The 17,772-nt window shown below is 72.8% G+C and carries 16 protein-coding genes; 7 read left to right on the top strand and 9 right to left on the bottom strand.

Translation table 11 applies throughout. The features are described 5' to 3' along the window. Positions 1-7: 7 nt before the first annotated feature. From HS048_RS06935 to HS048_RS06915, 5 genes are all read right to left on the bottom strand, one after another. Positions 8-1,096 (bottom strand): hypothetical protein, encoded by a 1,089-nt coding sequence (locus HS048_RS06935; RefSeq protein ID WP_196466482.1) that lies wholly within the window; start codon positions 1,094-1,096, stop codon positions 8-10. Positions 1,097-1,201: 105 nt separating this feature from the next. Next, entirely contained in the window at positions 1,202-2,998 is a 1,797-nt protein-coding gene (locus tag HS048_RS06930; RefSeq protein ID WP_196466481.1) for a PH domain-containing protein, read from the bottom strand. Next, entirely contained in the window at positions 2,995-3,450 is a 456-nt protein-coding gene (locus HS048_RS06925) for a PH domain-containing protein (RefSeq protein WP_068896706.1), read from the bottom strand. Before HS048_RS06925 ends, HS048_RS06930 begins: the two co-directional genes overlap by 4 nt. Before the next feature lie 176 nt (positions 3,451-3,626). Beyond that, a complete protein-coding gene (locus tag HS048_RS06920; protein WP_191893811.1) occupies positions 3,627-4,253 on the bottom strand; it encodes a TetR/AcrR family transcriptional regulator in 627 nt (208 codons plus the stop codon). A 51-nt stretch (positions 4,254-4,304) separates the two neighbouring features. Next, positions 4,305-6,824 carry an FAD-dependent oxidoreductase gene (locus tag HS048_RS06915; protein ID WP_196466479.1) on the bottom strand — a complete coding sequence of 840 codons (2,520 nt, stop codon included), beginning with the start codon at positions 6,822-6,824 and terminating at the stop codon, positions 4,305-4,307. Between the two features lie 85 nt (positions 6,825-6,909). Here HS048_RS06915 and HS048_RS06910 point away from each other — a divergent pair, with 85 nt between their 5' ends. After that, entirely contained in the window at positions 6,910-7,860 is a 951-nt protein-coding gene (locus tag HS048_RS06910) for a phosphotransferase (RefSeq protein ID WP_068896331.1), read from the top strand. Further along, a complete protein-coding gene (locus tag HS048_RS06905; RefSeq protein ID WP_196466478.1) occupies positions 7,857-9,401 on the top strand; it encodes an amino acid permease in 1,545 nt (514 codons plus the stop codon). Before HS048_RS06910 ends, HS048_RS06905 begins: the two co-directional genes overlap by 4 nt. Before the next feature lie 82 nt (positions 9,402-9,483). Here HS048_RS06905 and lipB read toward each other — a convergent pair whose 3' ends face one another. From lipB to HS048_RS06890, 3 genes are all read right to left on the bottom strand, one after another. After that, on the bottom strand, positions 9,484-10,119 hold the full coding sequence (lipB, locus tag HS048_RS06900; protein ID WP_068896327.1) for a lipoyl(octanoyl) transferase LipB: 636 nt from the start codon (positions 10,117-10,119) through the stop codon (positions 9,484-9,486). A 13-nt stretch (positions 10,120-10,132) separates the two neighbouring features. Then, positions 10,133-10,324: a PspC domain-containing protein gene (locus tag HS048_RS06895; protein WP_068896325.1), complete on the bottom strand. Its 192-nt coding sequence runs from the start codon at positions 10,322-10,324 to the stop codon at positions 10,133-10,135. A gap of 197 nt (positions 10,325-10,521) precedes the next feature. Continuing rightward, a complete protein-coding gene (locus HS048_RS06890; protein ID WP_307832382.1) occupies positions 10,522-11,835 on the bottom strand; it encodes a transposase in 1,314 nt (437 codons plus the stop codon). Between the two features lie 478 nt (positions 11,836-12,313). On the opposite strand from HS048_RS06890, the gene HS048_RS06885 reads away from it, so the two are divergent. Beyond that, entirely contained in the window at positions 12,314-13,849 is a 1,536-nt protein-coding gene (locus HS048_RS06885) for a M28 family peptidase (RefSeq protein WP_230880757.1), read from the top strand. A 213-nt stretch (positions 13,850-14,062) separates the two neighbouring features. Beyond that, a complete protein-coding gene (locus tag HS048_RS06880) occupies positions 14,063-15,589 on the top strand; it encodes a M28 family peptidase (RefSeq protein ID WP_084008177.1) in 1,527 nt (508 codons plus the stop codon). 101 nt (positions 15,590-15,690) lie between these two features. Here HS048_RS06880 and HS048_RS06875 read toward each other — a convergent pair whose 3' ends face one another. Then, positions 15,691-15,843: a hypothetical protein gene (locus tag HS048_RS06875; protein ID WP_196466475.1), complete on the bottom strand. Its 153-nt coding sequence runs from the start codon at positions 15,841-15,843 to the stop codon at positions 15,691-15,693. A 204-nt stretch (positions 15,844-16,047) separates the two neighbouring features. Between HS048_RS06875 and HS048_RS06870 the strand changes: the two genes are divergently transcribed. From HS048_RS06870 to HS048_RS06860, 3 genes are all read left to right on the top strand, one after another. Beyond that, positions 16,048-16,245, top strand: a complete 198-nt coding sequence (locus HS048_RS06870) for a hypothetical protein (protein WP_068896321.1) — start codon at positions 16,048-16,050, stop codon at positions 16,243-16,245. 119 nt (positions 16,246-16,364) lie between these two features. After that, positions 16,365-16,781, top strand: a complete 417-nt coding sequence (locus HS048_RS06865) for a CBS domain-containing protein (RefSeq protein WP_068896319.1) — start codon at positions 16,365-16,367, stop codon at positions 16,779-16,781. A 194-nt stretch (positions 16,782-16,975) separates the two neighbouring features. Next, positions 16,976-17,434 carry a DUF6098 family protein gene (locus HS048_RS06860; protein WP_068896704.1) on the top strand — a complete coding sequence of 153 codons (459 nt, stop codon included), beginning with the start codon at positions 16,976-16,978 and terminating at the stop codon, positions 17,432-17,434. The last annotated feature ends 338 nt before the right edge of the window (positions 17,435-17,772 follow it).

Raw genomic sequence — 17,772 nt, 5'->3', positions numbered from 1 at the left:
TCCTCGGTCAGTGGCCGTGTCCGTCGGCGCCGTGCGGCGCCTCGGGCGACGGGGTGGCGTTCCCGCCCTCGTCCCCGCCCCGGCCCTTGCCGCCGTCCTTCGCCTCGCCTTCCTTCGCACCGCCGCCGGACCGGTCGCCGTCGTCTCCGGCCGGCGCCGGCGTGCCCGCGGTGACCGCGGTGAACTCGGCGGTCCGGACCTCGCCGCCGTGCTTGAAGTCGAGGAACAGGCGGTAGGCCCCCGCGCTGGGCACCTCGGCGTGGAAGGTGATGCCGGGCCCGGCCGCGGTCCTCCCGTCGCCGGGCTCGCCCCCGGGGTGGACGTGCAGGTAGGCCAGGTCTCCGTCGCGCAACGCGACGAGGTGGCCGTAGGCTCCCAGGTAGGGCTCCAGGTCGGTGACCGGCTCGCCGTCCCTGCTCACCGAGAGCATCAGCCCGCTCGACCGGCCGGGGACCAGGTCGCCGACGAGGGTGACCGTGTAGCCGTCCACGGTCGCGGTGCGCACGGGCTCACCGAGGGGCTCGGGCCGGTAGTCGCCGGGGGCCGACAGGTCCGTGCCGAGCGTCATGCCCTCCGCGCCCTCGGGGGCGAAGTCGGCGAACGCACGGTATTCCCCCGGTTCGGGGAGGGTCAGCGGGAGCGACCAGGTGCCGTCGGCCTCCCGGACGGGGTGGAGGTGCTGGAAGCCGGTCAGGTCCCGGCGGACCACGATGAAGTGCAGCTCCTTCTCGTGCTGCGGGGTGAACCGGGTCACCGGGCGGCCGTCGGGGCCGGTCACCGAGAAGCGGAAGTCCGTCTTCTCGCCCGGCTCGACCACGTCGGTCCTCGGCACCAGCGTGTATCCGCCCGCCGACACCTGGAGCCCGCCGGGCAGCCCGGCCGCCCCGGCGGTCCCGGTGGATCCGTCCTGCTTCTCCGCTCCCGCGTGCGCGTCGCCCGCGTGGCCCGCGCCGCCGGAGGCTCCGGCCGCCACGTGCCCGGCCGGCGCACCGCCGGTCTCCCCGACCGGCCCGGCGAGCTTTCCGACGCCGAACGCGCCGCCGAAGACGGCGGCCAGCCCGAGCACGTACGCCCCCACCTTGGTCGCGCCGTTCATCTCTCCCCCTCTCCGAATACCCCTATGGGGTATATCAACAGTCCCAGGATGCCATAGGAGATCACGGAAGGCAACCCAGGGGGGGTATATCCGACGTCGGCGGTGTCAGCGGACGAACGGCGCCAGCAGACCGGGGAGGGACTCCTCCGCGAAGGCCAGGCCCTCCGCGACGGAGACGTCCACGACCTTGTACGACCCTCCGCCCGCCGCCGTCGTCGCCGCCAGGGTGATCAGGCCCGCCCGGCGCTGGAAGGGCGACCGGCCGACCGTCCAGCCGATGATCGAGGTACGGCGCAGCGCCACGGTCCTGCGCCGGGCGGTGCCGTACCGCGTGACGAGGTAGGGGCCGTGGAGACCGTGGCCCAGGTTGCGGTAGGCGTCGAGGGCCAGGAGCAGGGCGGCGGGGAGCAGGGCGGGACCGGCCAGCCAGAGGAGGCCGGGGACCCAGCTCAGCCAGGCGGCGAGCCTGCCCAGGACCGCGGCGACGACCATCGGCGGCCAGAGCGCCCGGACGACCCTGCGGCGGAGCGCGGCACGGGGGTGGGCGGCCAGCGGCGCCAGGGTGGGCGACGCCTTCCCGGACACCTCTCCGACCGCCTCCACGGGCGGCTCCGTGGACGCCTTCTCCACAGGTGCCGCTGCGGGCGTCACAGCGGGCATCGCAGCGGGCGTCACAGCGGTGAGCACGGCCGCGGCGACCCGGTGCGCCTCGGCGCGCGGGGCGGGCGGCAGCAGGACGACCGACTCGTCCTCGCCGAGGCCGGTGGCCACGGCCTTCAGCCTGGCTCCGCCACCCCAGCGCAGCGGCAGCGGCTCGGCCAGCTCGACCCCGTACAGCCGGCGCTCCTCCAGCGTCACGGACCGGGTGGTCAGCAGGCCGCGCCGGATCGAGAACGCGCGGTCGGGCTCGCGGGTCAACCGGAAGTTCCACCACGACTCCACGTACAGCAGCAGGGCGCCGGACAGGCCGATGGAGAGCACGATCGCGACTGCGACGGCCGCGACCACGAACGGGTCCGTCGCGGTGACGCGGCTCCAGAGGTCGCCGAGGAAGCCGACCTCGGCCGGATCGACCCCGAAGGCGTCCAGCACCCGGAAGAACACCCCGAACGGGGCCAGGCCGATCAGCAGCGACCAGCTGCTCAGCAGGGCGTAGCGGATCCAGGCGGGACGCAGCTCCGCGATGACGGAGTCCGCCGGATCCGTACGGCCCAGCAGCTCCACCCGGAGCAGGCGGGCGGCGGCGCGGGACACCCCGTCGATGACGAGCCCCTTCCCGTCGTCCGTCCGGCCCGTGCCGATCGTGACCGTGGCCAGGCCGAAGAACCTCCGCAGCGGGTCGGCCTCGAGGTCGACGCTGCGCACCCGGTCGCGCGGGACCGAGCGACGCCTCCGGAAGACGAGCCCGGAGCGGAACTCCACCCGCTCGGCGGTGACCCGGTACCGGGTGGTCGCGTAGCGGACGAGGCCGGCCACCGCGATCGCGGCGAAGACCACGAGGATCACGCCGAGCGTGACGGCCGCCTGGAGGCCGAGCCCGTCACGGGCGAACGGTAGCGTCATCGCGACGGGCGCGGCCGGTCCGAGCGACCTGGCCAGGGTGAACCGGAGCAGCCGCGGGTCGAGCCGCGACCACCGCACCCTGGACCCCTCGTCCCCGGCGTCGGTGCCCCCGCTGTTCTCCGCGCTCTCCGCGCTCTCCGCGCTCTCCGCGCTCTCCGCGCTCTCCGCGGCTACGGCGCGCTCGGCGTGTCCGGCGTGTCCGGCGTGCTCGGCGTGTCCGGCGCTCTCCGCGGCTACGGCGCGCTCGGTGTTCCGGGCGTTCCCGGTGCCGCCGGCGGTCTCGGCGACCCCGGCGGCCGCGGTGGTTCCGGCACCGGCGGCGTACTCGTCCCGGCTCATGCGGCGTCCTCCGGAACGGCCTGTGTGCGGACGGTGAGGCGCTCGGCGAGCTCGGCGGCGAGGGCCCGGTCGATCCCGTTGATCTTGATCGCCCCGGCGGCCGAGGCCGTGGTCACGATCACCCCGGCCAGACCGAAGATCTGCTGGATCGGGCCCCTGACCGTGTCCACGGTCTGGATCCGGGACATCGGGGCGACCCGCCACTTGTGCCAGATCCATCCGGAGGCGGTGTAGACCGCGTCATCCGTGATCTCCCAGCGGTGCACGCGATGGCGCACCCGGGGCATCACCAGCGTGTAGACCAGGCCGGGCACGGCGAGGACCAGGGCCGGGAGCAGGAGCCAGAACCGGGCGGGCGGGATCAGCAGGCCGAGGAGGAGCAGGACCAGCACGGGCGGGGCGACCAGCACCAGCGCCTGGCCGGTCCACCAGCCGATCGCGCGGCCGTCCACCGGGTGGCGCGGAGGACGGAGGCCGGACGGCTCCCCGCCCGCGGGCGGGCCGGGCGGGGAGCCGGGCCCGGAAGCCGCCGGCCAGAAGGCGGGCCCGAGGGCGGGCGAGGAGACGGGCCGGGGGCCGGGCTCGGAGGCCGGCGAGGAGACGGGCCGGGGGCCGGGCTCGGGGGGCGTCATCGTTCCTTCCTGGTCGCGATGTCGAAGGTCGTGACGAGTTCGCGCGCGTAGGCGTCGAAGTCGAGATCGGGATGAGCCGCCAGCTGGATGAACACGCCGTCGACCGCCTGCTTGACCGTGACGGCCATCACCCGGGTGGAGAACTCACGGAACTCCCCCGCGAGCTGCCCGAACCGCAGGATCTCCTCGACGGACGACACCTCCGGCTCGTTGGCGCTCATGTCGAGCCTCGGCCTGCCGTCGGTGTGGCGGAAGGCCGACCAGATGTCCGACAGAGCGATCATGTGAGCCCGGTGGGTCCGGTAGAACTCGACGGTCGACTCGATGTAGGCGCCGAGCATGGCCGCGGCGGTGGTCTGGGCCTCGACCCGCGGGCGGGTGAAGGCGTCGCCGAGGGTGAACGCCTCGTCGACCACCTGCTGGATCAGCTCGTCCTTGCCCTTGAAGTGGTAGGAGATCACCCCCTTGCTGATCCCGGCCCGCTTGGCGATCAGCGCCAGCGACGCCTGCGCGTAACCCACCTCGGCGATCACCTCGATCGCACAGGCGACGATCTGCGCCCGCCGGGCCGTCTCGATGAAGGAACGCCCTTCCTGGCCGACTGGCTCATTTTCTGACCGCATGGCCAAAAAATAGCACATGCAGCCATATCATCCGGCTCGCCCGCGGGCCGGTCAGTCCGGCAGCCGCCTGATCCGCTCGGAGGCGGGGTCGTAGAGCGGCTCGGCGACCACGGACGCGTCCGCCCAGGTCCCGGTGACGCCCACCTGGACCCGGTCCCCCGGGGCCAGGCCGGCGGGCAGGTAGGCGTAGGCGATCGAGCGGTCCACCCGGTGGCCGTACCCGCCGCTCGTCACGCGGGAGGCCGGCTCGCCGCCGATCCGGACCGGCTCCCCGCCCAGGCAGACCTGCCGGGGGTCGTCGAGGACCAGGCAGCGCAGCCGCCGCGCGGGTCCGGCGTCCCGCAGCAGGGCCTCGCGGCCGAGGAAGTCCTTGTCCCGCGCGACCGCGAAGCCCAGACCCGCCTCCAGTGGAGTGGTCTCCGGGGTGATGTCCAGGCCCCAGACCCGGTAGCCCTTCTCCAGGCGCATCGAGTCGATCGCCCGGTACCCGCCGGGACGCAGGCCGTACGGCGCGCCGGCCCGCATCAGCGCGTCCCAGAGGGTGAGGCCGTACTCCGACGGGCAGTACAGCTCCCAGCCGAACTCGCCCACGAACGTGACCCGCTGGGCCAGCACCGGGACGTTCCCCACGCTGATCTCCCGAGCCCGCAGGTAGCCGAAGGCCAGGTCGTCGGGGCAGAGCGCGCCGAGGACGTCCAGCGCGCGCGGACCCCACAGGCAGTAGCAGGCGTGGGCGGAGGTGACGTCGCGCACCTCCAGCCCGTGCCCGCGCAGCCAGGCGGCGTCGTGCACGCCGAAGGCGGTCCCGGTGACCAGGCGGAAGCGGTCGGCGGCCAGGCGGGTGACGGTCAGGTCGGCCTCGATGCCGCCGCGGGCGTTGAGCAGCTGGGTGTAGACGACCGAGCCGACGGGCCGGTCCAGCTCCCCGGCGCAGGCCCGCTGGAGCCGTTCCAGCGCGTCGGACCCGGAGACCTCCAGCTTGGCGAACGACGTCTGGTCGAACAGCCCGGCCGCGTCCCGCGTGGCCAGGCACTCGGCGCGCACGGCCGGCGACCAGATCCGCCCGGCCCACCCCTCCGGCCGGCCGTCGTGCCCGTCCCCGGCGTTCGACTCGAACCAGTTGACCCGCTCCCAGCCCGCCTTCTCGCCGAACGCGGCGCCCAGCTCCGCGTGCCGCACCCAGGCGGGGGAGCGGCGCAGCGGACGGGCGGCGGTGCGCTCCTCGCCCGGGTAGACGATGTCGTAGTACATCGAGTAGGCGTCCAGGGCCCTGGACCGCGCCCAGGCGGCCGACCGGGCGTGGCCGCCGAAGCGGCGCAGGTCCATGCCGAACAGGTCGTACTCAGGCGTGCCGTCCGTGATCCACTCGGCCATGACCTTGCCCACGCCGCCCGCCGCGGCCAGCCCGTGCACGCAGAACCCGGCCGCCGCCCACAGGCCGCGCACCGGGGTCGGGCCGAGCAGGAACTCGCCGTCCGGCGTGAACGCCTCGGGCCCGTGCACCACCTTCACGATCTCCGTACGGCCCAGCGCCGGGACCCTCCGGACCGCCGACTCCCACGACTCCTGGAACTTCGGCAGGTCGGCGGGGAACAGCGTCCGGGGCTCGGCCAGCGGCGCGGGCGTGTCCCAGACCTCGGGGGTGCGGATGTACCCCCCGACGAGGATCCCCCCGGCCTCCTCCCGGAAATACACGATGTTGTCCGGGTCCCGGACCGTGGGAATGGAGGAGGAGACCCCGAAAGGCTCGGTGACGACGTACTGGTGCTTGATCGGCACGACCGGGATGTCCACCCCCGCCAGCCGCCCCAGCCGCCCGCTGGCCGCCCCGGCGGCGATGACGACCGTCCCGGTCCGGACGGACCACTCCTCGGTCCCGGCACCCGCCCCCGGCGCCGCCTCCGCGTCCGCCCCGGCACCGGCGCCGGTCCGCGCACCGGCAGCGGCCCCCGCGCTCACGTCCGTCCCCGCACCCGCGCCCGGCCGCGCGGCCCGGGCCAGCCGCACCCCGGTGACCTCGCCGTTCTCGATGTCGAAACCGGTCACCTCGGTCCCGGTGAGGATGCGCGCGCCCAGCTTCTCCGCCCCGGCGGCCAGTGCCCGGGCCAGCAGCGCCGGGTCGAGCCGGCCGTCGCCCGGCAGCCAGAGCGCGGCCCGCACGTCCGCCGTCTCCAGCAGCGGCAGCCGCTCCCCCGCCTCCGCCCCGGACAGCACCGCGACGTCCAGCCCGTAGGTCTCCGCGGCCCCGGCCAGGCGCAGCGACTCCTCCACCCGCTCCGGCGTGGTCGCCAGCCGGAGCCCGCCCACCCCGCGCCAGCCGGGGTCCAGCCCGGTGAGCTCGGCGAGCTCGGGATAGAGGCCGGCCGAATACATGATCATCTTCGTCTGGGTGACCGTGGAGCGGAGCTGGCCCACGAAACCGGCCGAGTGCCAGGTGGTCCCCTCGGTGAGCCCGTGCCGCTCCACCAGGAGGACCTCGGTCCAGCCGAGCCTCGCCAGGTGGTAGGCCACGCTGCAACCGGCCACGCCGCCGCCGATCACGACGGCCCTCGCGGAGTCGGGATGTCTCATGTCCGGAACCCCCTGTGACTGGCTCTGTAACGACTCGTCCGCAGAATCGGATCAATGGTCTGAAGGTAGGCCAAAGGAGTGCGGCATGCCAGACGCTCTCGCGCGCGTCCGCGAATGGGCGGGACAACCCGTCACCGAGACGCCGCTGGCGGGCGGCCTCAGCCACCGGGTCGCCCGGGTGGACGCCGCCGACGGGCGGCGCTGGCTGCTGCGGGTCCTCGACCCCCGCGTCTCGGCCGCCGGCCTCGGCATCCCGCTCGACGACGAGATCGCCAACACCCTCCGGGCGGCCGAGGCCGGAGTCGGCCCGCGGGTCCTGCACCGCATGCCCGGCGCCCTGCTGCTGGAGTACCTCGACGGCGTCACGCTGGACGCGCGGGCCGTACGGGCCCTGCCCGGGCCGATCGCGGCGGCCTGCCGCCGCCTGCACGCCGGGCCCCCGTTCGTCGGCGGCTTCTCGGTCTTCCGCAAGCTGGAGGAGTTCCTCGCCCTGTGCCGCAGGCACGGCCTGCGCACCCCCGGCGGCTACGAGGACGCGCTCCCGGCCGTCGCCGAGATCGAGCGCGCGCTGGCCGCGCGCCCGCTGCCGGCCGTGCCCTGCCACAACGACCTGCTCCCGGCGAACTTCATCCTCTGCGACGGCGAGGTGCGGATCGTCGACTACCAGCTCTCCGGGAACGGCGACCCGGCCTTCGAACTGGGTGACATCGCGGCCGAGGCGGAGTACGACCCGGACCTCACCCGTCGGCTGGCCCGGGAGTACTTCGGCGAGGACAGCCCGCGGCTCGCCGCCCGGGTCCGGCTCAACCTGATCATGTCGAACATCACCTGGACCCTCTGGTTCTCCGTGCACCACGGGCTGCTGCGCGAGCAGGCCGCCGCCGCCGGCTTCGACTACGAGGCCGAGGCGGCCGGGAAGTTCGCGCGGGCCGTACGGGACCTCGGCGACCCGGGGTTCGGGCGGCTGATCGACGACGTCCGGGGCGCGGGCCCCGGATCCCCCCACCCCCCGCACGAAGCAAGGAGGCCCGAATGACCGAGCCGGCCCCGGTGGACGAGGACGCGAGACGACTCGCCGAACTCGGCTACAAGCAGGAGCTCTCCAGGACCTGGAGCGGTTTCTCCAACTTCGCCATCTCCTTCTCGATCATCTCCATCCTCGCCGGCTGCTTCACCACCTTCGGCCAGGCCTGGAACAACGGCGGCCCGATCGCCATCTCCTGGGGCTGGCCGCTGATCTCGGTCTTCATCCTGATCATCGGCCTGTGCATGTCCGAGCTGGTCTCGGCCTACCCGACCGCCGGCGGCATCTACTGGTGGGCGGCGAAGATGGGCCGGCCGGTGCACGGCTGGTTCACCGGGTGGTTCAACCTCATCGGCCTGATCGCGGTCACCGCCTCGGTCGACTACGGCTGCGCGACGTTCATGAACATCACGGTCAACCGGTTCGCGCCGGGGTTCGAGGTCTCGCTCGGCAACACCTTCATCCTGTTCGCGGTCGTCCTGGTGCTGCACGCGCTGATCAACGTCTACAGCCACCGGCTGATCTCGGTGCTGCAGAACGTCTCGGTGTGGTGGCACGTGTTCGGCGCCGCCGCCGTCGTGCTGATCCTGGTCTTCGGGCCCGACTCGCACCAGTCGATGTCGTTCGTCTTCACCGAGACGATCAACAACTCCGGTTTCTCCGACACGTCCTACTGGTTCTACGTGCTCCCGCTCGGCTTCCTGCTGACCCAGTACACGATCACCGGCTTCGACGCGTGCGCGCACGTGTCGGAGGAGACCCAGGGCGCGTCCACGGCCGCCGCCCGGGGCCTGTGGCAGTCGATCTTCTACTCGGCGATCGGCGGCTGGATCGTGCTGCTCGCCTTCCTGTTCGCGGCCACCGACGTGCAGGCGGTCAACGAGGCGGGCGGCTTCGTGGGCGCCATCTTCGACTCGGCGCTCCCCGGCAACCTGGCCACCGCGATCTTCGCGATCTCCACCGTCGGCCAGTTCTTCTGCGGCATGAGCTGCGTGACCTCGATGTCCCGGATGACCTACGCCTTCTCCCGGGACGGCGCGATCCCCGGCTGGCGGCTCTGGTCGAGGGTCGACGCCAACCGGACCCCGGTCAACGCGATCGTCTTCGGCTGCGTGCTGGCCCTGGTCCTCACCCTGCCCGCGCTCTACGAGGCCCCGAACGGCCTGCCGCTCGCGTTCTACGCGGTCGTCTCGGTCGCGGTCATCGGGCTCTACCTCGCGTTCCTGATCCCGATCTGGCTCCGGCTGCGGATGGGCGACCGCTTCGAGCCCGGCCCGTGGACGCTGGGACGCAGGTACAAGGTGATGTGCTGGATCGCGATCGTCGAGATCGCGGTCGTCTCGGTCTACTTCGTCATGCCGCTGGTCCCGGAGGCGGTGCCGTTCAGCGAGGACTTCACCTGGACCGCGGTGAACTACGCCCCCATCGTGGTGGGCGTCATGGTGCTGAGCGTGGGGCTGTGGTGGGCGCTGTCGGCCCGGCACTGGTTCACCGGGCCGCGCCGTACGGTCGACGACGACGCCGCCACCGGCGAGCCCGAGCCCGTCCCCTGATCCGGCCCGGGCGCTCCGGGCCCGCCGGGTCCCTCCCCCGGCCCGCCGGACCCGGAGCGCCCCGGCCCCTCCCACCGCGGGGTCAGCGCGCCTCGAAGGCCGCCGCCACCGCGTCGCGGACGCCGTCCATGGCGGCCGCGACGCCCTCGTTGGCCAGCGAGGTCATCTCCACCTCCGGCATGCCGCAGGGCACCGCCCAGTTCCACGGGGTCAGGTCGCCGTCGACGTTGAGGGCGAACCCGTGGCTGGTGACGCCCCGGCTCTGGCGCATGCCGATCGAGACGATCTTCCGTCCGGTCGCGCGCGTCCAGACGCCGGTGAGCAGTTCGGAGCCGGGCGGGGTGTCCCGCCGCTCGGCCGGGACTCCCAGGGCGTCCAGCGCGCCGACGAGCCGGAGCTCGACCTCGCGCACGTAGTCGACGATCCCCTCCCCCTCGCCGAGCTTGACGATGAGGTAGCCGACCAGCTGGCCGGGGCCGTGGTAGGTGAGCTGGCCGCCGCGCCCGGTGCTCACGACGGGGATGCCGCGGGACGGGTCGGGCAGGTGCTGCTCCGGTGTGCGCCTGCCGACGGTGTAGACGGGATGGTGGCTGAGCAGCCAGAGCGTGTCCGGCCGCTCGTCGCGCTGCCGCTCGCCGACCAGCTCGGCCATCCGGTCCATGGCCTTCTCGTAGTCGACCAGGTCGTCCTGGATCAGTGACAGGGGGCGTCGCCTCATGCCCCGAGTCTATTCAGCGCCCGTAGACGGTCTCCGGCGCCTTCGGCATGAGGATCCACAGGGCCACGTAGGCGATCCAGAGCGGCCCCGGGATGAGCGAGAGCACCAGCCAGAGCACCCGGACGAGCGTGGGCGGCAGGCCGAGGCTGTCGGCGATCCCGCCGCAGACGCCGGCGATGATCTTGTGCTTTCTCGAACGGTGCATGGTCTCTCCCCGGTTCGTCGGTCTTCATCTGTCAGAACGAGCGACGGAGAGACCCCCGTTCCCCGGACGTCCCTGAGAAAACCCTGACAGGGTCGGCGGTCCCGGCACCGCCGGACATCCATGACACTTCGGCCCCGCGTCGACCGGATTCTTTGACCTGCTTCCCGCCCTGAAGGGGGCGGGGATTCCCGTGCCGCTCACGCGGCAGCGCGCGGCGCGCCGCGCGCTGTGGAACGGGTGCTTGACGCTTCACCGACCCGGGCACCCCCGAGGTCTCCACGTCCTGAGACGACCGGCCCGGCCGCCTGTCCTTTGATTTTGATGCATTTCGCCGCGTTCACATCGGCGTGCTCGACCTGCCCGCAGGCGGTGCAACGGAAGACCGCTTGGCTCTCGCGGCTCTTCGCATCCACCCGCCCGCAGGCCGGAGCCGAGCACGTCTGGGACGTGTACGCGGCCGGAACCTTGTCGATGACGCTGCCGGTGTAGCGCGCCTTGGCGCGCAGCGCGACCTCCAGCCCGTACCAGCCCTTGTCCAATATCGCCCGGTTCAGGCCGGACTTCTGCGCCACCCGCGCACCCGGCGCCGCGGCCGTGCCCGACGCCGACGCGGTCATCCCGCGCACGTTCAGGTCCTCCAGCACGATGTGCGCGTAATCACGGGTCAGCCGGTGCGCGGCCTGAGCGTTGAAGTCCGCCCGCCGCCGCCGGACCCGCCCCATGACCACCCCCAGAGCACGCACCACCCGCCTACGCCGGGCCGAGCCCTTCCGGGCGCGGGCCAGACGGCGTTGCAGGCGCAGATACCGCTCGGCCTCGCCGGGTGACAGGTAGCCCCGATCGGGCGCCCGGTCGGCCGTGCCGGTCTCCGGCGGTTCGAAGGAGGACACGCCGCAGGCGGTGGCGTGGCGGCGGTCGAAGAACTCCCCGTCACTGGTGACGGCGGCCGTCACCACGCCCCGGTCCACCCCGACCGCCGTCTCGGGCCGGGCATGCGCGTCCGGGGTGGACTGCCCGTCCTCGACGAGGAACGCGATGAACCAGTGGGCGCCGTCACGCGAGACGGTAGCCGAGCGCGCCGCCCCGCCCAGCGGCCGCGATAGCCGGAAGCGCACCCAGCCGAATTTCGGCAGGAACACCCGTGCCCACCGGCGGTTGATCGTCTGGACCGGGATCTGCTTGGGGGTGGGGAACCGGAACGACGGCCGCCACCGGGTCCGGGTCTTCCAGCGGACCTTGCAGGTGCCGTGCCGCCGGCACGCCGCGTCCAGGTCCTTGAGCGTCTGCTGCAGCGCCTGCGCCGGGGCCTCGGCCAGCCAGGGGAAGTCCTTTTTGGCCTCGGCGAGTTGCCGACACTGCTCGGCGTAGCCGATGAACGCGCTCCGGCGGCGGTAGGCGCGGCGCTGCTCCAGGGCGGTGTTCCACACCGACCGGCACACGGCGGCGATCCGCTCGGCCGACAGCCTCTGCCCGGCGTCGAACTCCAGCCGGTACCTGCGTCCGGTCAGCACGCGAAACACCTCCCCCATCCCATCGATCACCCTCGCTTGCATGTGCGGACTCGAACACGTTAGCGGCCGGTCCATGATCGGGGAGGGTGAACACCGGCACGGCGGGCACCGGGATTCCCGCGCTGCCCGCTCCTCGGGTCGCGGTAACCGCATAGGGGAGGAACGTCGCCGATGCCGCGAGGCCGTACCGCCCGGCCTGGCGCCTGCAGGTCCCGTGTTTCACGCTCCGGGATGTCCCGCCGGGCGGCGGGTCATCCCCTGACGGGGACCGCATTCATCCCCGGCCTGAAGGCCAGGGCTTTCTGCGGACCTTCGGTAACTATTCGCGCAACTCCGCGTCAGCTCCTCTATGCGTTGGCGATTGATCACGGTACGTTCCGCTCTAGTACGGAATGGGGACCCCCCAAGCAGACTCCCGAGGAGCGTTATGCGCCTGAAATTCCGACGCGGAGCGGCCCGTGGCCTCACAGTGGCCACCATGGCCACGGCCCTCGCCCTTCCCCTCGCCCTCACCACTCCGGCGAGCGCGTCCACGGTCGACGTCCCCGACGTCCTCGCCACCGCCATGACCTACCAGGTCAAGGGCAAGAACGTGCACAAGCACCTGGAGAAGTTCCAGGAGATCGCCACCGCCAACGGCGGCAACCGCGCCGCGGGCAGCCCCGGCTACGACGCCTCCCTCGCCTACGTGCAGGACAAGCTGCGCCGCGCCGGGTACACGACCTCGACCACCGACGTCGAGTTCCCGCTCAGCTGGGAGGAGTTCTCCCCCGCGGTCCTGCAGCAGACCGCCCCCGAGGCCAAGACCTACACGGTCGGCACCGACTTCGTGACCGTGCACTCCTCCGGTGGCGGGGACGTCACGGCGGAGGTCCAGGTGGTCGACGCGGTCATCCCGACCCCGGAGACCCCCAACACCTCCACCGCGGGCTGCGAGGACGCCGACTTCGCCGGGTTCGTCCCCGGCCGGATCGCGCTGCTCCAGCGCGGCACCTGCCCGTTCGTCGACAAGGCCACCAACGCCAAGGAGGCGGGCGCGGCCGGTGTGATCTTCTTCAACGAGGGCCAGCCGGGCCGTACCGACCCGCTGGAGTTCGACATCGTCGAGTGGCGCTTCGGCTTCCCGATCGTGATGGCGAGCACCGCGGTCGGCCTCGACCTGGCCGACAGCCCCGGCACCACCGTGCGCCTGAAGGTCGACGCCGCCACCACGGTGGGCAGGACCAAGAACCTCATCGCCGACTCGCGGTGGGGCAAGAAGGGCGAGATCGTCATGGTCGGCGCCCACCTGGACAGCGTGCCCGAGGGCGCCGGCATCAACGACAACGGCTCCGGTAGCGCCGCCATCCTGGAGACCGCGCTGAAGCTGGCCAAGGTGCCCACCAAGCACAAGCTGCGCTTCGCCTTCTGGGGCGCCGAGGAGCTCGGGCTGCTCGGCTCCGAGCAGTACGTCGCGGGCCTGTCCCAGGCGGAGAAGGACAAGATCCGGCTCTACCTGAACTTCGACATGGTCGCCTCCCCGAACGACGTCACCTTCCTCTACGACGGTGACGACTCCGACGCCGAGGGCGCGGGCGCGGGCCCGGCGGGCTCCGCCGAGATCGAGAAGCTCTTCGAGAAGTACTACGCCAAGCGCAGCCTGGGCTTCGAGGGCACCGACTTCGACGGCCGCTCCGACTACGGCCCGTTCATCGCCGACGGCATCCCCTCCGGCGGCATCTTCACCGGCGCCGAAGGCATCAAGACCGAGGAGCAGGCGGCGAAGTTCGGCGGCACCGCCGGCGCGCCGTACGACCCCTGCTACCACGCGGCCTGCGACGGCATCACCAACATCAACGCCGCCGCGCTGGAGCGCAACTCCAAGGCCATCGCCTACGCGACCACCTTCTACGCCTACGACCTGTCCACCATCCCCGACCGGAACGCCGCCGCCCGGGCGAAGTCGGCCGCCGCTCCCGCCGCCCACGCGCACGCGCACGGCAAGGACGGCAAGCACGCCGAGCCCGCCAAGTAGCCACCCGGTAACCCACTCAGTGGCCCGCCGGAGCGGTCCCCGGCCGGCGCCGGGGCCGTGAACCGGCCCGGGTGACCGGCCGGGGCCGTCGACCGGCCGGGGCGGGACGCACCGCGCCCCGCGAAGCGCACCACCATGCTGTACGGCGCGCACCCCCACCCAGGGGTGCGCGCCGCTCGGGGGAACCCTTCCACCTCCGACCCGAGGAGCACGATGCGCACCCTGCGAACCATCGGCCGATCCATCGGGATGGCGGCGATCCTGGCCGTCCCGCTGGCACTCACCCCCCTGATGATCCCCACCGCGTCGGCGGCCGCCCCGCCCGACATCCCCCTCGCGGCCGTGAAGGCCCACCTGTCCCAGTTCCAGTCCATCGCCACCGCCAACGGCGGCAACCGCGCCCACGGCCGTCCCGGCTACCGGGCCTCGGCCGACTACGTCAAGGGCCTGCTGGACGGCGCCGGATTCACCACCACCCTGCAGTCGTTCACCTACGGCGGCGCGACCGGCTACAACGTCATCGCCGACTGGCCTGGCGGCGACCCGAACGACGTCCTCATGGTCGGCGCGCACCTCGACAGCGTGACCTCGGGCCCCGGCATCAACGACAACGGCTCCGGCAGCGCCGCCATCCTGGAGACCGCCCTGGAGGTGGCCCGCCAGGGCCTCACCCCGGCCAAGCACCTGCGCTTCGCCTGGTGGGGCGCCGAGGAGCTGGGCCTGCGCGGCTCGCAGTACTACGTGAACAACCTCCCGTCCGCCGAGCGCGCGAAGATCAAGGGCTATCTGAACTTCGACATGGTCGGCTCGCCCAACGCCGGCTACTTCGTCTACGACGGCGACAACTCCGACGGCACCGGCTCGGGCCCCGGCCCGGCGGGCTCCGCCCAGCTGGAGCGGACCCTCCAGGACTACTTCACCTCGATCGGCGTGCCGACCCGGGGCACCGACTTCGACGGCCGCTCCGACTACGGCCCGTTCATCGCCGTCGGCATCCCGGCCGGGGGCACGTTCACCGGCGCGGAGGGCACCAAGACCAGCGCCCAGGCCACCCTGTGGGGCGGTACGGCGGGGCGGGCGTTCGACCCGTGCTACCACCGGTCCTGCGACACGACCGCCAACATCAGCGACACCGCGCTGGACCGCAACGCCGACGCGATCGCCTACGCCGTGTGGACGATCGCCACGGCCGTCCCGCCGCAGGCCGTCTGGCAGGACACGTTCGAGACGGCGACCGGCTGGACGGCGAACCCGTCCGGCACCGACACCGCCACCTCCGGCCAGTGGGAGCGCGGTGACCCGGAGGCCACCTCCTCCAGCGGGACCAAGCAGCTCGGCACCACGGTCAGCGGCGCCAACGACCTGGTCACCGGCCGCCTGGCGGGCTCCTCGGCCGGCGCCTACGACATCGACGGCGGCGTCACGAGCATCCGCTCACCGGAGATCGCCCTGCCGGCGGGCGGAGCGCTCAGGCTCCGCTTCTCCTGGTACCTGGCGCACGGCTCCAACTCCTCCAGCGCCGACTACCTGAGGGTGAAGGTCGTCGGCCCGTCCGGGACGACCCAGGTGTTCCAGCAGCTCGGCGCGGCCACCGACCGCGACGGCGCCTGGAGCTCAGCGGAGGCCGACGTCTCGGCCTTCGCCGGGCAGACCGTGCGGATCCTCGTCGAGGCGGCCGACGCCTCGGGGGCCTCCCTGGTGGAGGCCGGGGTGGACGACGTGTCGGTCATCCGGCCGTAGGGGATCCCGCCGGTGTGCGACACCGCCGCCGGGCGGCGGGGCGGAGACCGCCCGCGCCGTCCGGCGGCCGTCGCGCACCGGCGGGCAGCACCGGGCCGCGGTCAGCCGCCGCGGCCCTCGTCGCCGGTCCCGCCGGTCGCAGCCTCCCCGCCGCCGTTCCCGGACCGCTCCTCATCCCGCCCCTCTTCGGCGACGGACTCCAGCAGAGGGTCGTTATCGGCAGTCTTGGGCTGGTTCTCCTCTGGCATCGTCATAATCCCCACATGCCCTAATTGCCGGACATAACACCAAATAGCCCATACGTTAAGGTTCGTCCCTCCCGCTTCCGGGCAGCCTCCAGACGAGGAGGGGCGGGGCCCTCCGGCGACCGGCCGGCGCGCCGGGCGCGGGTCCGCCCCGGCGGGACATCGTCCCCCTCATCGGGAAGACAGACCCTCTCCAACGGCGAGGAGAAGACCATGACCCAGCCACAGCAACCGGAGCTCCGCAGATCCGGCGGGGCACCGACCAACGACGAGAACCTCGACGTCATGCCCGAGACGCCCAGCGGCACCGCGGCCTCCGGAGGCCGTCCGCACGGCACGGACAAGGGCAACAAGGGCGGCGGGGAGGGCGGCGGGGTGCCACCGGACCAGCGGCCGCCGTACCCTGCGTGACCGTGCGCCGCGAGCCGGTGCCCACCTGAGGGATGGGCACCGGCTCGCGCGTTAAATATCCCTGTTTGTCCGTTTCGTGAGGGGTAGGAAATCCGGCAAGCGCGAGCAGAGGAGGACCCATGAGCAAGACGGTGGCCGATGTGATGACGGCCGATCCGGCGACCCTCGACGCGAGCCAGCCCGTATCCGTCGCGGCTCAGCTGATGGTCAGCGAGGACACCGGCGCGGTGATCCTCACCGACGACGGCCATGTCAGCGGGATCGTGACCGACCGCGACATCGCCGTCCGCGTCGTGGCCCAGGACAAGGGCCCCGACACCCCGGTCCGCGAGGCGTGCAGCGAGGAGCTCACGACGGTCGGGCCCGACACCAGCATCGAGCAGGTCGTGCAGCTGATGCGCGACAAGGCGGTGCGGCGGGTGCCCGTAGTCGAGAACGACCACGCCGTCGGCATCGTGAGCATCGGGGACCTGGCGATCGACCGCGACTCCGACTCGGCTCTGGCCGACATCTCCGCGGCGAAGGGGAACCGCTGACGACGCGCCGGCCGGGGCCGCCGCCCGGCGGCCCCGGCCGTGCCGTACCCGGCGGGGTGGGCGTGCCGTACCGGTGAGGTGGGCGCGCCGTGCCGTACCCGGCGGCGTGGATGTGCCGGCCGCCCGCACGATCCGGGCATGAGGCGGGCGTACGGGGGAACCGTCGATCAGCACGGGGAGACGAGGTGAACGCCATGGTGTCGCGACCATCCACCATCACCAGCCTGTCGGAGCTGACGGCACTGCTGGACGAGCGGCGGGGTCTGTTCATCCGGTGGTCCAGGGACCTGGAGAGGGACGAGGCCAGCGGGTGCAGCCGGGACTCCCTCACCGGGGCCGCGCTGCCGGGCCTGTCCGCCAATCCCCTGGACGTCGAGGACTGGTGGGGGAACCGACCGGTCCGGCTGTGGGCGGCCCGCCGCCTGCACGACTACTCCCACCTGCGCCGCGAACGGGGACCCGGGGTCAGGGCGTGGGTCCTGTCCGGCCGGGAGGTGGGCCGGGGGCCCGACAACGAGCCCCTCATCGAGTGCCACGAGGCCGTGGCCACCGTCGACGACGCCGTCATGGAGGAGGCCGAGCAGCTGATCGGCAGCCAGGGCGCCGACGCGTGGGGGCCCCTCGACCGGGAGTCCGGCTCACGCGCCGGTTGACCCCGGCCCCGTTCCCGTTCCGGCCACCGGTCCTGCCCGTCTCACTCCGGCCCCGGTTCCACCCGGCCCCGCTCCCCGATTCCGGCCGAGCGGGACCGAACCGAGCAGGACGGAGCCCTCAGCCTTGTGACTCCTCCGCTCCCTGAAGGGCGCGGCTTCTCGCTTTCCTCTGCTGAGGTAGGCGACGGACAAGCCCTGCCCGTTTCAAGCAAAGAAACTGTAACAGGGAAGCGATTCCCCTGCCGGGTGAACCCGGCAGTTCCCTCGCTAGATGGCCGAGTCACGGCCGCCCCATGCCTCCGCTAACCTCGCCTAGGTCACGCAGGCGCGGCAGGGAA

The sequence above is a fragment of the Planomonospora sp. ID91781 genome (assembly GCF_015711595.1).
In the GTDB taxonomy this organism is placed as follows: domain Bacteria; phylum Actinomycetota; class Actinomycetes; order Streptosporangiales; family Streptosporangiaceae; genus Planomonospora; species Planomonospora parontospora.
This window is presented reverse-complemented; position numbering and strand designations above follow the sequence as displayed.

Excerpts from the sequence above, each read along its gene's own strand:
- HS048_RS06910 (WP_068896331.1), top strand. The coding sequence starts at position 6,910 with ATGCCAGACGCTCTCGCGCGCGTCCGCGAATGGGCGGGACAACCCGTC.
- HS048_RS06880 (WP_084008177.1), top strand. The coding sequence starts at position 14,063 with ATGCGCACCCTGCGAACCATCGGCCGATCCATCGGGATGGCGGCGATC.
- HS048_RS06905 (WP_196466478.1), top strand. The coding sequence starts at position 7,857 with ATGACCGAGCCGGCCCCGGTGGACGAGGACGCGAGACGACTCGCCGAA.
- HS048_RS06870 (WP_068896321.1), top strand. The coding sequence starts at position 16,048 with ATGACCCAGCCACAGCAACCGGAGCTCCGCAGATCCGGCGGGGCACCG.
- HS048_RS06860 (WP_068896704.1), top strand. The coding sequence starts at position 16,976 with ATGGTGTCGCGACCATCCACCATCACCAGCCTGTCGGAGCTGACGGCA.
- HS048_RS06920 (WP_191893811.1), bottom strand. The coding sequence starts at position 4,253 with ATGCGGTCAGAAAATGAGCCAGTCGGCCAGGAAGGGCGTTCCTTCATC.
- HS048_RS06935 (WP_196466482.1), bottom strand. The coding sequence starts at position 1,096 with ATGAACGGCGCGACCAAGGTGGGGGCGTACGTGCTCGGGCTGGCCGCC.
- HS048_RS06885 (WP_230880757.1), top strand. The coding sequence starts at position 12,314 with ATGGCCACGGCCCTCGCCCTTCCCCTCGCCCTCACCACTCCGGCGAGC.
- HS048_RS06875 (WP_196466475.1), bottom strand. The coding sequence starts at position 15,843 with ATGACGATGCCAGAGGAGAACCAGCCCAAGACTGCCGATAACGACCCT.
- HS048_RS06915 (WP_196466479.1), bottom strand. The coding sequence starts at position 6,824 with ATGAGACATCCCGACTCCGCGAGGGCCGTCGTGATCGGCGGCGGCGTG.
- lipB (WP_068896327.1), bottom strand. The coding sequence starts at position 10,119 with ATGAGGCGACGCCCCCTGTCACTGATCCAGGACGACCTGGTCGACTAC.
- HS048_RS06895 (WP_068896325.1), bottom strand. The coding sequence starts at position 10,324 with ATGCACCGTTCGAGAAAGCACAAGATCATCGCCGGCGTCTGCGGCGGG.
- HS048_RS06930 (WP_196466481.1), bottom strand. The coding sequence starts at position 2,998 with ATGAGCCGGGACGAGTACGCCGCCGGTGCCGGAACCACCGCGGCCGCC.
- HS048_RS06865 (WP_068896319.1), top strand. The coding sequence starts at position 16,365 with ATGAGCAAGACGGTGGCCGATGTGATGACGGCCGATCCGGCGACCCTC.